Source organism: Serratia sp. 22264 (assembly GCF_052045345.1).
GTDB classification, from domain to species: domain Bacteria; phylum Pseudomonadota; class Gammaproteobacteria; order Enterobacterales; family Enterobacteriaceae; genus Serratia; species Serratia plymuthica.
Window position 1 is genome coordinate 197,970 of the sequence record NZ_JBQEOY010000008.1, and the last position, 15,970, is coordinate 213,939.

At 58.2% G+C, this 15,970-nt stretch carries 15 protein-coding genes and 1 other RNA gene; 7 read left to right on the top strand and 9 right to left on the bottom strand.

Annotated elements, in window-relative coordinates; translation table 11 throughout:
• Window positions 1-85 precede the first annotated feature (85 nt).
• From ubiI to ACTJJ1_RS22600, 4 genes are all read right to left on the bottom strand, one after another.
• Complete coding sequence (gene ubiI, locus ACTJJ1_RS22585; protein WP_004952495.1) at window positions 86-1,288, bottom strand: FAD-dependent 2-octaprenylphenol hydroxylase; 1,203 nt, start codon at window positions 1,286-1,288, stop codon at window positions 86-88.
• 87 nt (window positions 1,289-1,375) lie between these two features.
• A complete protein-coding gene (gene ubiH, locus ACTJJ1_RS22590) occupies window positions 1,376-2,554 on the bottom strand; it encodes a 2-octaprenyl-6-methoxyphenyl hydroxylase (protein ID WP_440835407.1) in 1,179 nt (392 codons plus the stop codon).
• Window positions 2,555-2,558: 4 nt separating this feature from the next.
• Complete coding sequence (gene pepP, locus ACTJJ1_RS22595) at window positions 2,559-3,872, bottom strand: Xaa-Pro aminopeptidase (protein ID WP_421413820.1); 1,314 nt, start codon at window positions 3,870-3,872, stop codon at window positions 2,559-2,561.
• Window positions 3,873-3,932: 60 nt separating this feature from the next.
• On the bottom strand, window positions 3,933-4,511 hold the full coding sequence (locus ACTJJ1_RS22600) for a YecA/YgfB family protein (protein ID WP_062792733.1): 579 nt from the start codon (window positions 4,509-4,511) through the stop codon (window positions 3,933-3,935).
• 320 nt (window positions 4,512-4,831) lie between these two features.
• Between ACTJJ1_RS22600 and zapA the strand changes: the two genes are divergently transcribed.
• The 3 genes from zapA to ACTJJ1_RS22615 all read left to right on the top strand — a co-directional run bounded on the left by zapA (window position 4,832) and on the right by ACTJJ1_RS22615 (window position 6,022).
• Window positions 4,832-5,161, top strand: coding sequence for a cell division protein ZapA (gene zapA / locus ACTJJ1_RS22605; protein WP_004931621.1), 330 nt, complete (start codon window positions 4,832-4,834; stop codon window positions 5,159-5,161).
• A gap of 41 nt (window positions 5,162-5,202) precedes the next feature.
• Window positions 5,203-5,385, top strand: a non-coding RNA gene (ssrS, locus tag ACTJJ1_RS22610) — 6S RNA.
• A 28-nt stretch (window positions 5,386-5,413) separates the two neighbouring features.
• Window positions 5,414-6,022, top strand: coding sequence for a 5-formyltetrahydrofolate cyclo-ligase (locus tag ACTJJ1_RS22615; protein WP_440835410.1), 609 nt, complete (start codon window positions 5,414-5,416; stop codon window positions 6,020-6,022).
• 44 nt (window positions 6,023-6,066) lie between these two features.
• Here the strand turns inward: ACTJJ1_RS22615 and serA are convergent, their stop codons facing one another.
• Both serA and rpiA read right to left on the bottom strand, forming a co-directional pair.
• Window positions 6,067-7,305: a phosphoglycerate dehydrogenase gene (gene serA, locus ACTJJ1_RS22620; protein WP_004952511.1), complete on the bottom strand. Its 1,239-nt coding sequence runs from the start codon at window positions 7,303-7,305 to the stop codon at window positions 6,067-6,069.
• A 325-nt stretch (window positions 7,306-7,630) separates the two neighbouring features.
• Window positions 7,631-8,287, bottom strand: a complete 657-nt coding sequence (gene rpiA, locus ACTJJ1_RS22625; protein WP_006327765.1) for a ribose-5-phosphate isomerase RpiA — start codon at window positions 8,285-8,287, stop codon at window positions 7,631-7,633.
• A gap of 204 nt (window positions 8,288-8,491) precedes the next feature.
• On the opposite strand from rpiA, the gene ACTJJ1_RS22630 reads away from it, so the two are divergent.
• Window positions 8,492-9,385 carry a LysR family transcriptional regulator ArgP gene (locus ACTJJ1_RS22630; RefSeq protein ID WP_004952519.1) on the top strand — a complete coding sequence of 298 codons (894 nt, stop codon included), beginning with the start codon at window positions 8,492-8,494 and terminating at the stop codon, window positions 9,383-9,385.
• A 50-nt stretch (window positions 9,386-9,435) separates the two neighbouring features.
• Here the strand turns inward: ACTJJ1_RS22630 and ACTJJ1_RS22635 are convergent, their stop codons facing one another.
• From ACTJJ1_RS22635 to ACTJJ1_RS22645, 3 genes are all read right to left on the bottom strand, one after another.
• Window positions 9,436-10,167 (bottom strand): oxidative stress defense protein, encoded by a 732-nt coding sequence (locus tag ACTJJ1_RS22635; RefSeq protein ID WP_004952521.1) that lies wholly within the window; start codon window positions 10,165-10,167, stop codon window positions 9,436-9,438.
• A gap of 110 nt (window positions 10,168-10,277) precedes the next feature.
• Window positions 10,278-10,895 (bottom strand): arginine exporter ArgO, encoded by a 618-nt coding sequence (gene argO, locus ACTJJ1_RS22640; RefSeq protein WP_440835413.1) that lies wholly within the window; start codon window positions 10,893-10,895, stop codon window positions 10,278-10,280.
• A 124-nt stretch (window positions 10,896-11,019) separates the two neighbouring features.
• A complete protein-coding gene (locus ACTJJ1_RS22645) occupies window positions 11,020-11,838 on the bottom strand; it encodes an IclR family transcriptional regulator (protein WP_440835415.1) in 819 nt (272 codons plus the stop codon).
• A gap of 375 nt (window positions 11,839-12,213) precedes the next feature.
• Here ACTJJ1_RS22645 and ACTJJ1_RS22650 point away from each other — a divergent pair, with 375 nt between their 5' ends.
• From ACTJJ1_RS22650 to ACTJJ1_RS22660, 3 genes are read left to right on the top strand one after another with little or no spacing between them, the layout of a single operon-like run.
• Complete coding sequence (locus ACTJJ1_RS22650; RefSeq protein ID WP_004952528.1) at window positions 12,214-13,767, top strand: sugar ABC transporter ATP-binding protein; 1,554 nt, start codon at window positions 12,214-12,216, stop codon at window positions 13,765-13,767.
• Window positions 13,760-14,842, top strand: coding sequence for an ABC transporter permease (locus ACTJJ1_RS22655; protein WP_006327768.1), 1,083 nt, complete (start codon window positions 13,760-13,762; stop codon window positions 14,840-14,842). Before ACTJJ1_RS22650 ends, ACTJJ1_RS22655 begins: the two co-directional genes overlap by 8 nt.
• 15 nt (window positions 14,843-14,857) lie before the next feature.
• Complete coding sequence (locus ACTJJ1_RS22660) at window positions 14,858-15,958, top strand: ABC transporter substrate-binding protein (protein WP_004952532.1); 1,101 nt, start codon at window positions 14,858-14,860, stop codon at window positions 15,956-15,958.
• The last annotated feature ends 12 nt before the right edge of the window (window positions 15,959-15,970 follow it).

Sequence of the window (15,970 nt, forward strand, 5' to 3'; positions counted from 1 at the left end):
ACAAAGTGCTTTTTTCATGGTGGTGCAGAGCATGCCGCGCCCCGACGAAAGCTACAGGCGAAGGCTTTATCCTGAGTTTCCCGCCTTAAGCCAGCCACTCCGGCAAATCGTTCAGGCCCATTGCCTGGCGCACCAGTTTCGGCTTAACGCCCGGCAGGCTGTCGGCCAGACGCAGACCGACATCGCGCAGCAGTTTCTTCGCCGGGTGATTGCCGTCAAAGAGCTCACGGAACCCTTGCATACTCGCCAGCATCACGGCAGCGCCATGTTTGCGGCGGCGCTCATAGCGACGCAGGTACAAATGTTGGCCAATGTCCTTGCCCTGACGCTGCAGGCGCCGCAGTTCGGCGATCAGCTCGGCGGCATCCATAAAGCCCAGGTTCACCCCTTGGCCGGCCAACGGATGCACGGTATGCGCCGCATCCCCCATTAACGCCAGACGGTGCGCGGCAAAGCTGCGCGCGTAACGCCCGGTCAACGGGAAGGTCTGGCGCTCACTCTCAAGCCGACAGGCGCCGAGGCGCAGATCGAACGTCATCGCCAGCTCACGGTTAAATTGCTCCGGATCCAGTTGCTTCAGGCGCTCCGCTTCTTCCGGCGCTACCGACCAAACGATAGAGCACAGATGCGGATCGCTGAACGGCAGAAACGCCAGAATGCCATCGCCATAAAATACCTGCCGCGCCGTCGCCTGGTGCGGCTCTTCGGTGCGGATGGTGGCCACCAGCGCGTGATGACGGTAATCCCAGAAGGTCAGCGGAATATCGGCATGCTGACGTAGCCAGGAATGCGCGCCGTCGGCGCCCACCACCAGCCGTGCAGTCAGCATGCGGCCATCTTCAAGCGTGATAAAGGCATCGTTCTCGCCCCATGCCACCTGTTTTAGCGCCGCCGGGGTGATCAGCGTGACATCGCTCAGGCTTTCCGCACGCTTCCACAGCGCCTGCTGGATCACCGAATTCTCAATGATATGGCCGAGGTGACTGAAGCCGCATTCGTCGCCACGAAAGGCGATTTTGCCGAAGCTGTCGCGATCCCACACTTCCATCGCGTTGTAGGCGCTGGCGCGCAGGGCGAGGATTTCGTCCCACACGCCAATATGCTGCAGCAGGCGCTCACTGGCGGCGTTGATGGCGGATACGCGCAGCGCCGGCTGTTCCTGCGGCGGCGTCATTTCCGGTTGCCGGTGCTCCAGCACCGCCACGCGCAGACCGCTGCCTTGCAGGCCACAGGCCAGTGCCAAACCCACCATACCGCCGCCGGCGATAACCACGTCAAATGATTGCATGCTGCTTAATTTCCTTAAATGACTCGCGGCGCAGCGATTGCGCGGCGTTGCGGGCGCACTACGCTGCGCCCCTGCTTATACACCAGCCTAGCGATCCACCCAGCCCAGCGTACGTTTGGCAAAGGCATCGCGCACCGCCGGCAGCTGTTCCATCACCATCAGACTCAAATTGCGCCCGACCACCAACGGGCCGTAACGGTTGGCGAACAGCCGGATCAGGCCGTCGGTCACGCCGACCGTCGCCTGCTGATCTTTCTGTCGCCGCTGCTGATAGCGGCTCAGCAGCGCATAGCCACCGGGATCTTCGCCCGCCCGCTCCGCCTCTGCCAGCGTTTCCGCCAGCGACATCACATCGCGCAGCCCCAGATTGAACCCCTGGCCGGCAATCGGATGCAGCGTCTGCGCGGCATTGCCCACCAGCGCCAGCCGATGGCTGACATGCCGGCTGGCGGTCAGCAGACTGAGCGGATAGCTGTGGCGTTTGCCGGTTTTGACGATCCGGCCCAGCCGCCAGCCAAACGCCTGTTGCAGCTCACTGATAAAGCGGGCGTCATCCCAGCCATCGACCTCGGCGCGATCTTCACGCGCATGGCACCACACCAGCGAACTGCGGCCCTGAGACATCGGCAACAGCGCCAATGGCCCATAGCGGGTGAAACGTTCGAAGGCACGCCCCTGCGGGTCCTCCGAAGTGGTGACGTTGGCGATGGTGGCAAACTGCGGGTATTCGCTTTGTTGCCACTGTACATTGCAGGCTTGTGCCAGTGCCGAACGCGATCCGTCCGCCGCCACCAACAGTTGCCCGTTGATGCGCCGTCCGTTATCCAACAGCACTTCGGCGCGATCTGCGGTACGCAGCACGTCGACCACCCGTGCCGGGCAGTGCAGCGTGACGCCGGGCGCTTTGGCCAGCAACGCGAACAGCCGTTGGCCGGCGTCGTGCAATTCAATTACCTGACCAAGCGCATCGACCTGATAATCTTGCGCATACAGGTTAACAAAGCCGGCGTGGCCGCGATCGCTAACGTGCACATGGGTAATGGCCGTCGCACAATCGCGTAGCGCCGGCCAGACGCCAATACGCGTCAGTTGCTGGCAGGTGCCCTGCGCCAAGGCGATGGCGCGGGCGTCAAACCCCGGGTGGCTGCGGTCGTCCGGCCGCGTAGCTTCGATCAGATCAACCGCCATCCTTCCCTGGGTAAGCGACGAGATGGCCAGCGCCAACGTCGCCCCCGCCATGCCGCCGCCAACGATAATTACGCTCATCCGCTTACCTTGCCGCCGCCATCAACGCTTCAATGGCATCGGCGTCTTTCACCACCCCGGCGGTCAGGTTTTCATTGCCGCCGGCGGTGATCACAATGTCGTCTTCAATGCGAATGCCGATGCCGCGATATTGTTCCGGCACGTCGGCGTCCGGTGCGATGTACAGACCCGGCTCGACGGTCAGCACCATACCCGGCTCCAGTTCGCGATCGCGAGCCGGCGTGACGTAATTGCCGACGTCGTGCACGTCCAGCCCCAGCCAGTGGCCCAGCCCGTGCATGTAGAACTGACGGTGCGCCTGTTCGGCAATCAACTGATCCACTTCGCCTTTCAGGACGCCCAGTTCCACCAGCCCGGTAATCATGATACGCACGACTTCGTCGTTCGCTTCACGGATGCTGGCGCCGGGTTTTAACAGCTCCAGAGCCCGCAGCAGCGACTTCAGCACAATGTCGTACAGGGCCCGTTGCGGTTTGCTGAATTTACCGTTCACCGGGAAGGTACGGGTGATGTCACCGGCATAGCCTTTATACTCGCAACCGGCGTCGATCAGCACCAGATCGCCATCGCGCAACTCACTTTCGTTTTCTGTGTAGTGCAGGATGCAGGCGTTTTCGCCGCCACCGACGATGGTGTTGTAAGACGGGTAACGGGCGCCAAGACGGGTAAACTCATGCAGGATCTCCGCCTCAAGCTGATACTCGAACATCCCGGGGCGACATTTTTCCATCGCACGGGTATGAGCCAGCGCGCTGATCTCACCGGCGCGACGCATCACTGCCAGTTCTTCCGCGGATTTGAACAGGCGCATCTCGTGCAACCACGGGCGCCAGTCGGTGATGGTCGCCGGCGCTTGCAGGTTCTGGCGGAAACCTTTACGCAGCTTGTCCAATGCCGAGAACAGGATCTGATCGGCATAGGCGTATTCGCCCTGCGCGTGATAAACCACATCCAGGCCATTGAGCAGCAGGTGCAATTGATCGTTGATTTCGTCGAACGACAGCGCGCGATCCACTCCGAGCTTCGCCGGTGCGGCATCCTGGCCCAGGCGACGGCCAAACCAGATTTCCGCGGTCAGATCGCGCACCCGGTTGAACAACACGCTGTGGTTATGCGTTTCGTCGCTCTTCACCAGAATCAACACCGCTTCCGGCTCGTTGAAACCGGTCAAATACCAGAAATCGCTGTTCTGACGGTAAGGATATTCAGTATCTGCACTGCGCGTCGCTTCCGGCGCAGAGAAAATAATTGCCGCGCTGGCCGGAGCCATTTTCGCCAACAGCGCCTGACGGCGGTTGTTGAATTCCTGCTGAGTCATCACCTTCTCCTGAAATCAATCTGCCTGTGCTCACGGCCTCTACGGGCGTGGTATCGGGGTTTAGTGCAAGGTCGGTTTGGCATTCTCCGGCGCCGTCGGCTTGCGGCGGGTAAATTCGGTATGGCACAAAATAGCCGCCACCCGCACATACTCCACCACTTCCTCCAGAGAGTGTTCCAGCTCTTCCTGATCTTCGTCTTCGTCGTAACCCAGTTGAGCGATATTGCGCAGATCGTCGATCGCCTCACCCACTTCGTCTTTCACCTGAGCCAGTTTCGGTTGCATCATCCCCAACCCGAGCAGGAAATGGTTCACCCACCCGGCCAGCGCGTCGGCGCGATCGAAGACGGTTACCGTTTCGCCTTCCGGCATCATCAGTTGGAACATGAAGTCGTCGTCTTCCAGCGTTTCACGCGTAATTTCATAAAGTTGCTGGAGCGGCAGGTTCAATGCCTGCGGAAAGGCCACGCCTTCGTTAGTCAGATCGTAGACCAGCGTTTGCCAGCCGGCGTCGCGGCTGCCACCGCACAACAGGCCGCTGATCAAACCGTGCATTTCTGCTGCGGTCAACGCCACCGCTTGCTGGTTGAGAGCAACGGTCAAAGATTGGTAACTTGGAAATGTATTCTGTATAGACATGCGCATTCGTCATCGTTGGCAGGATAAGTTCGTGTTATGCTACCACCAAGGTCCATCGCTGTACCAGATAAGCGCGACACCTCAGTGGCTAGTTATAATCGTGATGCGCCAGAACTCACACAGTGCCGGCAAGGAGCAAAATGACGCTAAATACGCATTTTGAAACCCTTTTTTGACTGGTAATGTCTGTCGCGGTAGATTACAACCAGGTACTGAAAAAGGGGTTGTATCTTGGTACCGAGGTATATATAGTGGCGCCCGCTTTGGTGGCTCGGTAAGGGCGAACTGGGGCTGGCGCGAAATTTAGGCAGGAAGGTGGCATGTCTGCACAACCGGTAGATATTCAAATTTTTGGCCGCTCGTTAAGAGTCAATTGCCCGCCAGAACAACAAGATGCGTTGAACATGGCGGCGGACGATCTTAACCAACGGTTGCAAGATCTTAAAGTTCGCACTAGAGTCTCAAATACTGAGCAACTGGTTTTTATCGCGGCATTGAACGTATGTCACGAACTTGCTCAAGAACGGTTGAAAACCCGTGATTATGCGTCCAATATGGAACAACGCATTCGTATGCTGCAACAGACCATTGAACAGGCTTTGCTTGAACAGGGTCGCATCTCTGAACGTCAGGATGCACAATTCGAATAACTTAAGTTGCTGAAATCGAAGGTTTCGGCAATGAGTAAAAAATTTCTCTGAGATGTTCGCCAGCGGGCCAGTCCCCTGAGCCGATATTTAGTACCAACAGAATGTGATGATCCGCGATCGGTGTGCATGCTCGGCCCGCCGAGAAGCCTTAAGATTGCGACAGCACGTTCACCTTGAACCATGGGTTCAAGGGTTACAGCCTGCGACGGCATCTCGGAGATTCCCCCTTCCTCAGCGGTATGTGTGCTGATTATGTCTTTTCAATCCCAATATGCCCAACAGCGGCAGAATATCCGAAACCTAATCCGTCAACGTCGGCGCGCCTTAACGCCTGAACAACAACATGATTTTGCTTTGCAGATGGCCGATCGTATCGCTGCGCATCCGCGTATTCTGGCGGCGCAGAGCGTTGCTGTCTTCTTGTCGTTCGACGGCGAACTGGATACCGGTCCGTTGATCGAACGATTATGGCGGCAGGAATTGCAGGTTTATCTGCCGGTTCTGCACCCGTTCAGCGCCGGCAATCTGCTGTTCCTGCGCTATACCCCGGATACGCTATTGGTGAACAACCGCTTTAATATTCTCGAGCCACAGCTCGACGTACGCCACGTATTGCCGGTCGGTGAACTCGATGTGGTGCTGACGCCACTGGTCGCCTTCGACAGCGCAGGCCAGCGTTTGGGGATGGGCGGCGGGTTCTACGATCGCACCTTGCAAAACTGGCAGCTGACGGGCCTCTACCCGATAGGGTTAGCGCACGACTGTCAGCAGGTGGAAAAGGTCCCGGTGGAACATTGGGATATCCCGTTACCGGAAATCATCACCCCATCGCAGAATTGGGTGTGGCGGGAGCAGGAATAGCAAAAGGCCGGATTTATCCGGCCTTTTCGTTAACGCGCAAACACTCAGAACAACAGGCGGGCGCGAATGGTACCGGCAATCGCCTTCATGCGCTGCAATGCGGCGTCGGCACGTTCGGTTTCCGCTTCGATATCGATAACCACGTAGCCGATTTCCGGACCGGTTTGCAGGTACTGCGCAGCGATGTTCACCCCTTCTTCCGCGAAGATCTGGTTAATCTGCGTCAGCACGCCAGGGCGGTTCTCGTGAATGTGCAGCAGGCGGCTGGCGTTCGGGCCATGCGCCGGCAGCGACACTTCCGGGAAGTTAACCGCCGACAGGGTCGAACCGTTGTCGGAGTATTTCGCCAGCTTGCCCGCCACTTCGTCGCCGATGTTCTCCTGCGCTTCCTGAGTGGAGCCGCCGATATGCGGAGTCAGGATCACGTTGTCGAACTCGCACAGCGGCGAGTTGAACGGCTCGCTGTTGGTCGCAGGCTCTTCCGGGAAGACGTCGATCGCCGCACCGGCCAAATGTTTGCTGGCCAGTACATTGCACAGCGCAGGGATATCCACCACGGTGCCGCGCGAGGCGTTGATCAGAATCGAACCCGGCTTCATCAGCGCCAGCTCTTCTGCACCCATCATGTTCTTGGTCGACGGGGTTTCCGGCACGTGCAGCGTCACCACGTCGCTCATATTGAGCAAATCGGACAGGTGTCTTACCTGCTGGGCATTACCCAACGGCAGCTTGTTCTCGATGTCGTAGAAAAACACCTTCATGCCCAGGCCTTCGGCCAGGATACCCAACTGGGTGCCGATATGGCCGTAGCCGATAATCCCCAGTCTCTTGCCGCGCGCTTCGAACGAGCCGACGGCCAGTTTCTGCCACTCGCCACGGTGTGCCTTGGCGTTGGCGGAAGGAATGCCGCGCAGCATCAGCAACAGCTCGCCCAGCACCATTTCGGCTACGGATCGGGTATTGGAGAAAGGCGCGTTAAACACCGGAATGCCGCGTTTGGTCGCCGCTTTCAGATCAACCTGGTTAGTGCCGATACAGAAACAACCCACCGCCACCAGTTTTTCTGCGGCAGCGAAAACTTCTTCGGACAGATGCGTACGCGATCGGATGCCGACGAAGTGAGCATCGCGGATGGATGCCTTAAGCGCTTCGGTGTCTAACGCACCTTTGTGATATTCAATGTTGGTATACCCGGCCGCAAGCAGATTATCTACCGTGCTCTGATGAACCCCTTCCACCAACAGGAATTTAATCCTGTCTTTCTCCAATGATACTTTTGCCATTTACCCGACCCTATATTCAGACTTCAGAAGCGGCTGTTATGAAACAGCACGCATCCAACATAACAAAAATAACGCGGGCGGCAATACAAACGATTGCCTGCCCGTCAGTACAAGGCTCAGCGTTGTTGCCGGTTTTTGGCAGAAAATGCCAAAGGGAAAGAAATAGACAGAAGCTTTGTGGAGCCAAGGCTCACAATGTGACATATGTCACCAAATTTGGCGCTTTTAATAAAAGATATTTTAGCCAGTGAATTATGCGGTCGGGCAGGATCCAAGACCGCATACAAGATAAAGGCGCACTCTACGCGCCTCCGTAGCATGGGGTTTATTCAACCACCTTCACGCCGTCAGGCGTACCGACCAGCGCCACATCCGCACCACGATTGGCGAACAGGCCGACGGTCACCACCCCGGCGATGCCGTTGATTTTGTTTTCCAGCGCAATGGCATCCATGATGCTCAGGTTATGCACATCGAGGATCACGTTACCGTTGTCGGTCAGCACGTTCTGACGGTATTCCGGCAGGCCGCCCAGTTTCACCAGCTCACGCGCCACATAAGATCGCGCCATCGGGATCACTTCCACCGGCAACGGGAATTTGCCCAGTACGTCCACCTGTTTGCTGGAGTCGACGATACAGATAAACTTGCGCGCGATGGCGGCAATGATTTTTTCACGCGTCAGCGCCGCGCCGCCGCCTTTGATCATCTGCATCTGGCGGTTGATTTCATCCGCGCCGTCGACGTAAATATCCAGCGAATCCACTTCGTTGCTGTCGAACACGTGGATGCCCAGGCTTTTCAGCTTGGCGGTAGAGGCGTCGGAGCTGGACACCGCCCCTTCGATCTGGTGCTTGATGGAGCCGAGTGCGTCAATAAAGTGGGCGGCGGTAGAGCCGGTGCCCACCCCAACGATGGTGCCCGGGGTAACGTAATCCAGCGCTGCCCAGCCAACCGCTTTTTTCAGTTCATCCTGCGTCATGATATGTCCATTGCCTCTGTACGAAAACGTGTGCGTATTATAGGGTAAATCGCTATTTTTCACTCCGGCAGGATCACACTTCTTCACCCTAAGCCGCATTTTTAGGCGCGCCGCAGCAAAATAGCCCCGTGATTTTTCCACCTGTAAAACGCCAGAAATGTGGCATAGTGCCAGTATCAATCTAATTTAAGGGATATCTTTCCGATGAAACGCCCAGACTATCGAACGCTGCAAGCGCTGGACGCGGTGATCCGTGAGCGCGGCTTTGAGCGCGCCGCGCAGAAACTTTGCATCACCCAATCGGCGGTATCCCAGCGCATTAAACAGCTGGAAAATCTGTTCGGCCAGCCACTGCTGGTGCGCACCGTACCGCCGCGGCCGACCGAGCAGGGCCAGAAATTGCTGGCGCTGTTGCACCAGGTGGAACTGCTGGAAGAAGAGTGGCTGGGTAACGACACCGGTGCCGATACGCCGCTGCTCTTGTCGCTGGCGGTCAACGCCGACAGTCTGGCGACCTGGTTGCTGCCTGCGTTGAAACCGGTGCTTACCGATTCCCCCATTCGCCTGAACCTGCAGGTGGAAGACGAAACGCGTACCCAGGAAAGGCTGCGCCGCGGTGAAGTGGTGGGTGCGGTGAGTATCCAGCCGCAGCCGCTGCCAAGCTGTCTGGTGGATCAACTGGGCGCACTGGATTATCTGTTCGTCGCCTCGAAAGGCTTTGCCGAGCGCTACTTCCCGAACGGCGTCACGCGCTCCGCGCTGCTGAAAGCGCCTGCGGTGGCGTTCGATCATCTCGACGATATGCATCAGGCTTTCTTGCAACAGAACTTTGATCTGTCGCCGGGCAGCGTGCCCTGCCACATCGTGAACTCGTCGGAAGCCTTCGTGCAACTGGCGCGCCAGGGCACCACCTGCTGCATGATCCCGCACCTGCAAATTGAGAAAGAGCTGGAGTCGGGCGAGCTTATCGATCTGACGCCGGGCCTGTTCCAGCGCCGCATGCTGTTCTGGCACCGCTTCGCGCCGGAGAGCCGCATGATGCGCAAAGTGACCGACGCCCTGCTGGAGCATGGCCGTCAGGTTCTGCGCCAGGATTAAATGGAAAAGGTTCGCCGTGGCGAACCTTTTTTACTGCAACAAGCCTGCCGTTACTGAGCGGCGTTGCGCTGCAACTCGAACACCACATCCACCTGATCGTCAAAGTGAATGCTTTGCTGTTCGTAGGTTTGCGCCGCATCGGTTTCCGCCGCTGCCCCCGCCGATTTATACATGCGCGCTACCGGCATCGGTTGGTAGTTGGCCACATGGTAACGAATACTGAAGACCGGCCCCAGCTTGGCGTTAAAGCCTTTCGCCAAAGAAGCGGCCTGCTGGGTGGCATTCTCGATCGCCTTCTGGCGCGCCTGCTCGCGGTACACATCCGGCTTCGCCACGCCCAGCTCAACTGAGCGGATCTCGTTCAGGCCGGATTTCAACGCGCCGTCCAGCAGCTCGTTCAGTTTATCCAGTTGACGTAACGTCACCTGCACCTGACGTACCGCACGGTAGCCTTTCAATACCGACTCGCCGGTTTTCAGGTAATCATATTCCGGCTGAGTGCGCAGATTGGCGGCGCTGATGTCTTTCTTCTCGATATTGTTTTTCTGCAAGAAATCGAAATATTGCGCCACGCGCTCGTCGACCTGCTTTTTCGCCTGCCCGGCGTCTTTGGAAGAAACGCTGACTTCGATAGCCAGCGTCGCGATATCTGGGGTAGCGTCTACGCTCGAGGTACCCGAGGTGACTACGTGTGGCCCTTCCGGCAACTCCGCCGCCTGCAGCGCCAGAGGCAGCGTCCCTAATCCAACCATTGCGGCCATAGCCAATGCTTTAAGCTTCACAGTGTCTCCTTGATGACAGGCTGTAACTGATTACCGGCCTGACAGCCGGTTCCTTGGCATAAAACGTAGCATATCGCGCGGGCTTTTAAATTCGGATTAGTGACAAATTCTTATAAATTTGCCCCCTGCCAGGCCAATTGCCCTGCGATGGCCCACATCACCAGCCCCACCAGCGTATTGATAATACGCTGCGCCAGTTGGGTTTTCAGCCACGGCGCCAGCCAGGAAGCCAACAGGGCCAGCGCGAAGAACCAGACGATGGAGGCGCTCACCGCACCCAGCGCAAACCAGGAGCGCACATCCGGCGTCAGTTGGCCACCCAGGCTGCCCAGCACCACGAAGGTATCCAGATAGACATGCGGATTGAGCCAGGTCACGGCCAGCATGGTGACCAGCAGACGCCAACGGCTCTGTTTCAATTCCTCTGCCGTCGCCAAGACCAACTGTCGGCTGAACGCCGTGCGAAATGCGCCCCAGCCGTACCACAACAAGAATGCCACTCCACCCCAGGTGACGGCCGCCAGCAACAGCGGCGAACGGCTCAGTAAGGCGCTACCGCCGAAAATACCGGCGCAGATCAACACGATATCGCTCAATGCGCACAGCGACGCAATCATCAGATGGTACTGACGGCGGATGCCCTGATTCATCACGAAGACGTTTTGCGGGCCAAGCGGCAAGATCATCGCGGCGCTCAAGGCGAAGCCCTGCAGAAAGACAGCTAGCATGGTATTCCTCACAGAGAAAAAAGCGCCGTTCGGGGGGCGCGTGTCGGTCAACACGCGCATCATACGAGGAAGTAATTATTAGGTGAAATTGATATTTCTAATCAAGTATCAGTGATGCTAATACTCAAGCCGGGATCACAAACCCCAATTCCTGGGAAATGCGCTGTGCCGTCGCCAACACCGGCTTGATCAGGGCCTTCACGCCAATCTGTTGCAGTTTGGCGGTCGGCAGCGACACCGACACCGCATAGGGAACCCGCTGCTGGATATCAAATACCGGCGCCGCCACGCAGGACACGCCCAGCTCATTCTCTTCACGATCCATCGCCATGCCGCGCTGGCGGATATCGGCCAATTCCTCATACATCTCCGGCAACTCGGTAATGGTATTGCGCGTCAACGTCTGAATCTCTTGCTGATGGGTTTGCCAATAGTGTTCGGGATAGTCGCTGTTGCCGTAGGCCATGAAAATCTTGCCCATCGCCGAGCAATACAGCGGCATATGCTGGCCGATATAAGCACGGGTGCGCATCATGCCGGTGGTCGGCTCCAGCTTGTAGATCAGAATGACGTGGTCATCTTCCCGGCTGGAGAAATTCACCGTCTCCCCCACTTCCAGATTCAGCTGTTCCAGATGCGGCGCGGCAACGTGGATGATATTCAGCGAAGAAAGCGCCTTCTGGCCGATGGAAATAAACTTGGTGGTCAGGCGATAGCTGCCAGGCGACGGCGCCTGAGTCACATAGCCGCTGGTATGCAATCCCTGCAACAGACGATGGACAGTGCTTTTGTTCATTCCCGCCAGCTCGGACAGGTGCGCCAGCGGGCAGCCATTAGGGAAATTGCTCAGGATCTCTATCAGTTGCAAACCACGGAACAGGCTTTGGCTGCCCAGGGGTTTATCTTTCTTGTCATCTTTCTCGTCGACAGCTTTCAGGCTCATAGCGCAATTTCTCCAGTGTCGAGCCGCCGGCCAACGCCACGGCGTGGCAAGCGGACCCTTTGTCGGGAATGTTACCCCAAGGCCCGCATCAGGTGAAGACGGAACGCCGTTTCATTGTCAGCAGCAGGTTAAAAATGCGCAACAAGCGGGTAACCCCTGAAGTGAGTTGTCCGTCACAATTCCGCAAAGAGACAAATAACATATTGTTTTAAAACAACAATTAAAATGCCTCTGGCTTTGCTTTAGATCACCGATCGGCATATTATTTTTGAAATTGAATTTCGTATAGTGAAATTTAAAGGCGATATAACAACCATAAGTTCACCCATTTTGCATTGCGCCGATCGCGCATGCCGGAAACCAGGGGCGCATCACATGACACCAGACAATGCGGAACAACCCATTCTCACCCTCAGCCATATCGTCAAACGTTTTGGCGGCAACGTGGCTGTCAATGACGTCAGCCTGCAAGTGATGCCGGGCGAGGTACTGGCCCTGCTGGGCGAGAACGGCGCAGGAAAATCGACGTTGATCAAGGTGTTGGCGGGGGTTTACCCGCGCGACGGCGGCGACATTCAATTTCAGGGAGCCAGCATAGCCTCCGCCGCGGCGATAAAAAGTGACAGCCGCCAACCTATTGCCTTTATTCATCAGGATCTCGGGCTGATCGAATGGATGACGGTAGCGGAAAACATGGCGCTGGTGATGGGCTTCCCGCGCCGTTTTGGCTTGATCGACTGGCGCGCCATCCGCCACCGCGCCGTTCAGGCGTTGCAGGACGTCGGCATCGCGCTGGATCCCGATGCCAGGGTATTCGAACTGTCGCGCACCGAAAAATCATTGCTGGCGATCGCCCGGGCGGTGGCGGTCAATGCCGAATTGCTGGTGCTGGATGAACCCACCGCCTCGCTGCCCGCCAACGACGTGCGTCATCTGTTCGCGGTCATCAACCGGCTGCGCGCCAAAAAAGTCGGCATGATTTACGTCACTCACCGGCTGGATGAAGTGATCGAGATTGCCGACCGGGTGTGCGTAATGCGCGACGGGCGCTACGTGGCCGGTGGCAGTACCGCCGACTACACGCTGCGCGATCTGGTGCAGATGATCGTTGGCGAAGCCATGGCCGACGATCAGCGCGAGCCGCTGCCGGAACACCGGCCGCCGGTATTGCAGCTCAATAACCTGGTGGTGGGCGATATCGGCCCGGTCAGTTTCAGCCTGCAACCTGGCGAAATGCTGGCGCTGGCCGGTCTGCGCGGTGCCGGGCAAGAGGAGATCGGCCGGCTGCTGTTCGGTCTGCGCCAGGCCGACGGCGGCGAGATCCGTTTTCGTGACCAACCCTATACGGCCGGCAACCCGCAACAGGCGATGGCTTGCGGCGTCTCATTGGTGGCAGGCGATCGGACCGGCGAAAGCCTGGTGATGTCGATGAGCGTGCGTGAAAACCTGTTTATCAATCCGACGGCCTCCGGCCACAAGCTGCTTTCGCGCTACAGCCGCCGCGCGGAAATAGGCGCCAGTTGGTGGAAGGTCCAGCTGTTCGATGTACGGCCCAAGGACGTCAATATCGATATCAGCGCCCTGTCCGGCGGCAACCAGCAGAAGGTGGTGATGGCGCGTTGGATGCACCTGGGCGCACCGCTGCTGATCCTGGAAGATCCCACCGCCGGCGTGGACGTCGGCGCACGGGCGGAAATCTATCATCTCTTAAATAAATCCCTGGCAGAAGGCGTGGCGGTATTGGTTGTCTCCAACGATTTTGAGGAGATCGCCCATATCTGCAACCGCGCTCTGGTGTTTAACCGGGGAAAAGTGGTCGGCGAGCTGAAAAATCAGCAGGTGTCATTCGCCAATTTATTGGAACTGGCCTCCGCCAGCGCCGGGGAAACCCTCGCATCAACGTTAGAATCTGAGGTGGGTAATGTCTAAAACATCTGTTAAATCAACGGCACTTGAGCAAAGGGTCAGCCTGTCGCAAGACGGCGTCGGGCCGTGGCTGATGCAGGTTCTCACCCGCTACGGCCTGCTGCTGCTGTGCGTTGCGCTGGTTGTCCTGTTTTCGCTGATCGCACCGTCATTCGCCTCGATGTTGACGGTGCAGGCGATCCTTTCCAGCAAATCCAAGATCGCCCTGCTGGCGCTGGCGGCGACCATTCCTATGATCGTCGGCAAAATTGACCTTAACGTCGGCTTCGGCATCGTGCTGTGGCATATCCTCGCCATCACCCTGCAGGTGGAATACGGCTTCTCGTGGCAGATGGCGGTGCTGACGGTGTTGGTCATCTCCGCGCTGTACGGCCTGCTAAACGGCATTCTGGTGGCGCTGGCGGATATCGACAGCTTCGTTGCCACCCTGGGTTCCGGCACAGTGCTGTATGCGATAGCGCTGTGGCACTCCGGCGGGCGCCAGATCGTCGGCGATCTGCCGGACGCCTTTATCGCCCTGCACCACACCGAGATCGGCGGGATCCCGATCGTCGCGTTCTACGTATTAATCGTCGCCGTGGTGCTGTGGTTGATCACCGAACACACTCCGCTGGGCCGCTGCATGTACGCGGTGGGCGGCAACCCGGCGGCGGCGCGGTTAAACGGCATATCGGTCAACCGCTTTACTGTCGGCGCCTTTATTGCCTCCAGCGTGTTGACCGGCTTCAGCGGCGTACTGATCGCCGCCGAACAGGGCGTCGGCCAGGCCAGCGTCGGCATGGACTACCTGCTGCCGGCGCTGGTCGGCGCCTTCCTGGGCAGCACCACCATTCGCCCCGGCCGGGTTAACGTCTGGGGCACCGTAGTCGGCATCGCCATTCTGGCTATCGGCATCGCCGGTATTCAGCAGTTCGGCGGCGAGTTCTGGGTCGAGCCGCTGTTCAACGGCGCGACGCTGCTGCTGTCGATCACCCTGGCGGGCTATGCCCAGCGCCGCCGGTTACTCAATCAAAAAGCGGTACAACGCAGCCCGGCCGTTACGGCGGATAAAAATAACCAAAAAGCGATCAATCCTTAACCAGGAGCTCACCCAATGAAACGTCTTTGGATCTTACCGACTACCCTGCTGCTGGCCGGCGCCGCCTCACCCGCCTGGGCCGACGCCTATCTCGATCAGGCCACGGCGGCGGTCGCCAAGGCCACCGCCAGCGTCACCCAGTGGGACGGGCCGACCAGCGGCCCGCAGTTGCAGGCCAACAAGAAAATCATCTTTATCGCTTCGGACATGAAAAACGGCGGCGTGCAGGGCGTGCAAGAAGGGCTTAGCGAAGCGGCGAAAGCCGCCGGCTGGAAGCTGGAAACCTTGGACGGTGGCGGCTCGGTGAAAGACCAGTTGGCTTCGCTCAATCAGGCGATCGCCCAGAAGCCGGACGGCATCGTGATCGGCGGCTGGAACCCGAACGTAGCCAAGATCCCGCTGAAGAAGGCCATCCAGCAAGGCATAGTGCTGACCGCCTGGCACGCGGTGCCGGAGCCGGGACCGATCGCCAAATACAATGTGTTCTATAACGTCACCTCAGATTCCAACGAAGTGGCGCGCATCGCCGCCCAATACGCGGTGGTGCAATCCGGCGGCAAGGCCAGCGTGCTGATCTTTACCGATTCTCTGTATCAAATCGCGCTGGACAAGGCCAACGTGATGAAAGAAGAAATCGGCAAATGCAGTGGCTGTAAAGTGGTGGAATTCATCGACACCCCGCTGTCGGACACCTCCAACCGTATGCCGGCCATGACCTTCAGCCTGTTGCAGAAATACGGCGATAAATTCCAGTACGCGCTGGCGATCAACGATTTGTACTTTGATTTCATGGCGCCGGCGCTGAAAACCGCAGGCAAAGGCGGCAAGAATGCGCCTTATAACATCTCCGCCGGCGACGGCTCCATTTCCGCCTATCAGCGCATCCGTTCCGGCGACAGCCAGTCTGCCACGGTGCCCGAACCGCTGAAACTGCACGGCTGGCAACTGCTGGATGAGTTCAACCGCGCCTTCGCCAAGCAGCCACCTTCCGGCTATGTCACTCCGGCGCACCTGGTGACGCGCGACAACATCGCCGCCGACGGTGGCAGCAACAACCTGTATGACCCGCAAAATGATTATCAGGGCCACTACAAAACCATCTGGGGCGTGAAGTAAGCGGAGGTCGGT

Bases quoted from the DNA above. Each gene is read 5' to 3' on its own strand.
- ubiH (WP_440835407.1), bottom strand. From the start codon at position 2,554: ATGAGCGTAATTATCGTTGGCGGCGGCATGGCGGGGGCGACGTTGGCG.
- pepP (WP_421413820.1), bottom strand. From the start codon at position 3,872: ATGACTCAGCAGGAATTCAACAACCGCCGTCAGGCGCTGTTGGCGAAA.
- argO (WP_440835413.1), bottom strand. From the start codon at position 10,895: ATGCTAGCTGTCTTTCTGCAGGGCTTCGCCTTGAGCGCCGCGATGATC.
- ACTJJ1_RS22660 (WP_004952532.1), top strand. From the start codon at position 14,858: ATGAAACGTCTTTGGATCTTACCGACTACCCTGCTGCTGGCCGGCGCC.
- serA (WP_004952511.1), bottom strand. From the start codon at position 7,305: ATGGCAAAAGTATCATTGGAGAAAGACAGGATTAAATTCCTGTTGGTG.
- ACTJJ1_RS22615 (WP_440835410.1), top strand. From the start codon at position 5,414: ATGTCTTTTCAATCCCAATATGCCCAACAGCGGCAGAATATCCGAAAC.
- ACTJJ1_RS22630 (WP_004952519.1), top strand. From the start codon at position 8,492: ATGAAACGCCCAGACTATCGAACGCTGCAAGCGCTGGACGCGGTGATC.
- ACTJJ1_RS22600 (WP_062792733.1), bottom strand. From the start codon at position 4,511: ATGTCTATACAGAATACATTTCCAAGTTACCAATCTTTGACCGTTGCT.
- ubiI (WP_004952495.1), bottom strand. From the start codon at position 1,288: ATGCAATCATTTGACGTGGTTATCGCCGGCGGCGGTATGGTGGGTTTG.
- ACTJJ1_RS22645 (WP_440835415.1), bottom strand. From the start codon at position 11,838: ATGAGCCTGAAAGCTGTCGACGAGAAAGATGACAAGAAAGATAAACCC.
- ACTJJ1_RS22650 (WP_004952528.1), top strand. From the start codon at position 12,214: ATGACACCAGACAATGCGGAACAACCCATTCTCACCCTCAGCCATATC.
- rpiA (WP_006327765.1), bottom strand. From the start codon at position 8,287: ATGACGCAGGATGAACTGAAAAAAGCGGTTGGCTGGGCAGCGCTGGAT.
- ACTJJ1_RS22655 (WP_006327768.1), top strand. From the start codon at position 13,760: ATGTCTAAAACATCTGTTAAATCAACGGCACTTGAGCAAAGGGTCAGC.
- zapA (WP_004931621.1), top strand. From the start codon at position 4,832: ATGTCTGCACAACCGGTAGATATTCAAATTTTTGGCCGCTCGTTAAGA.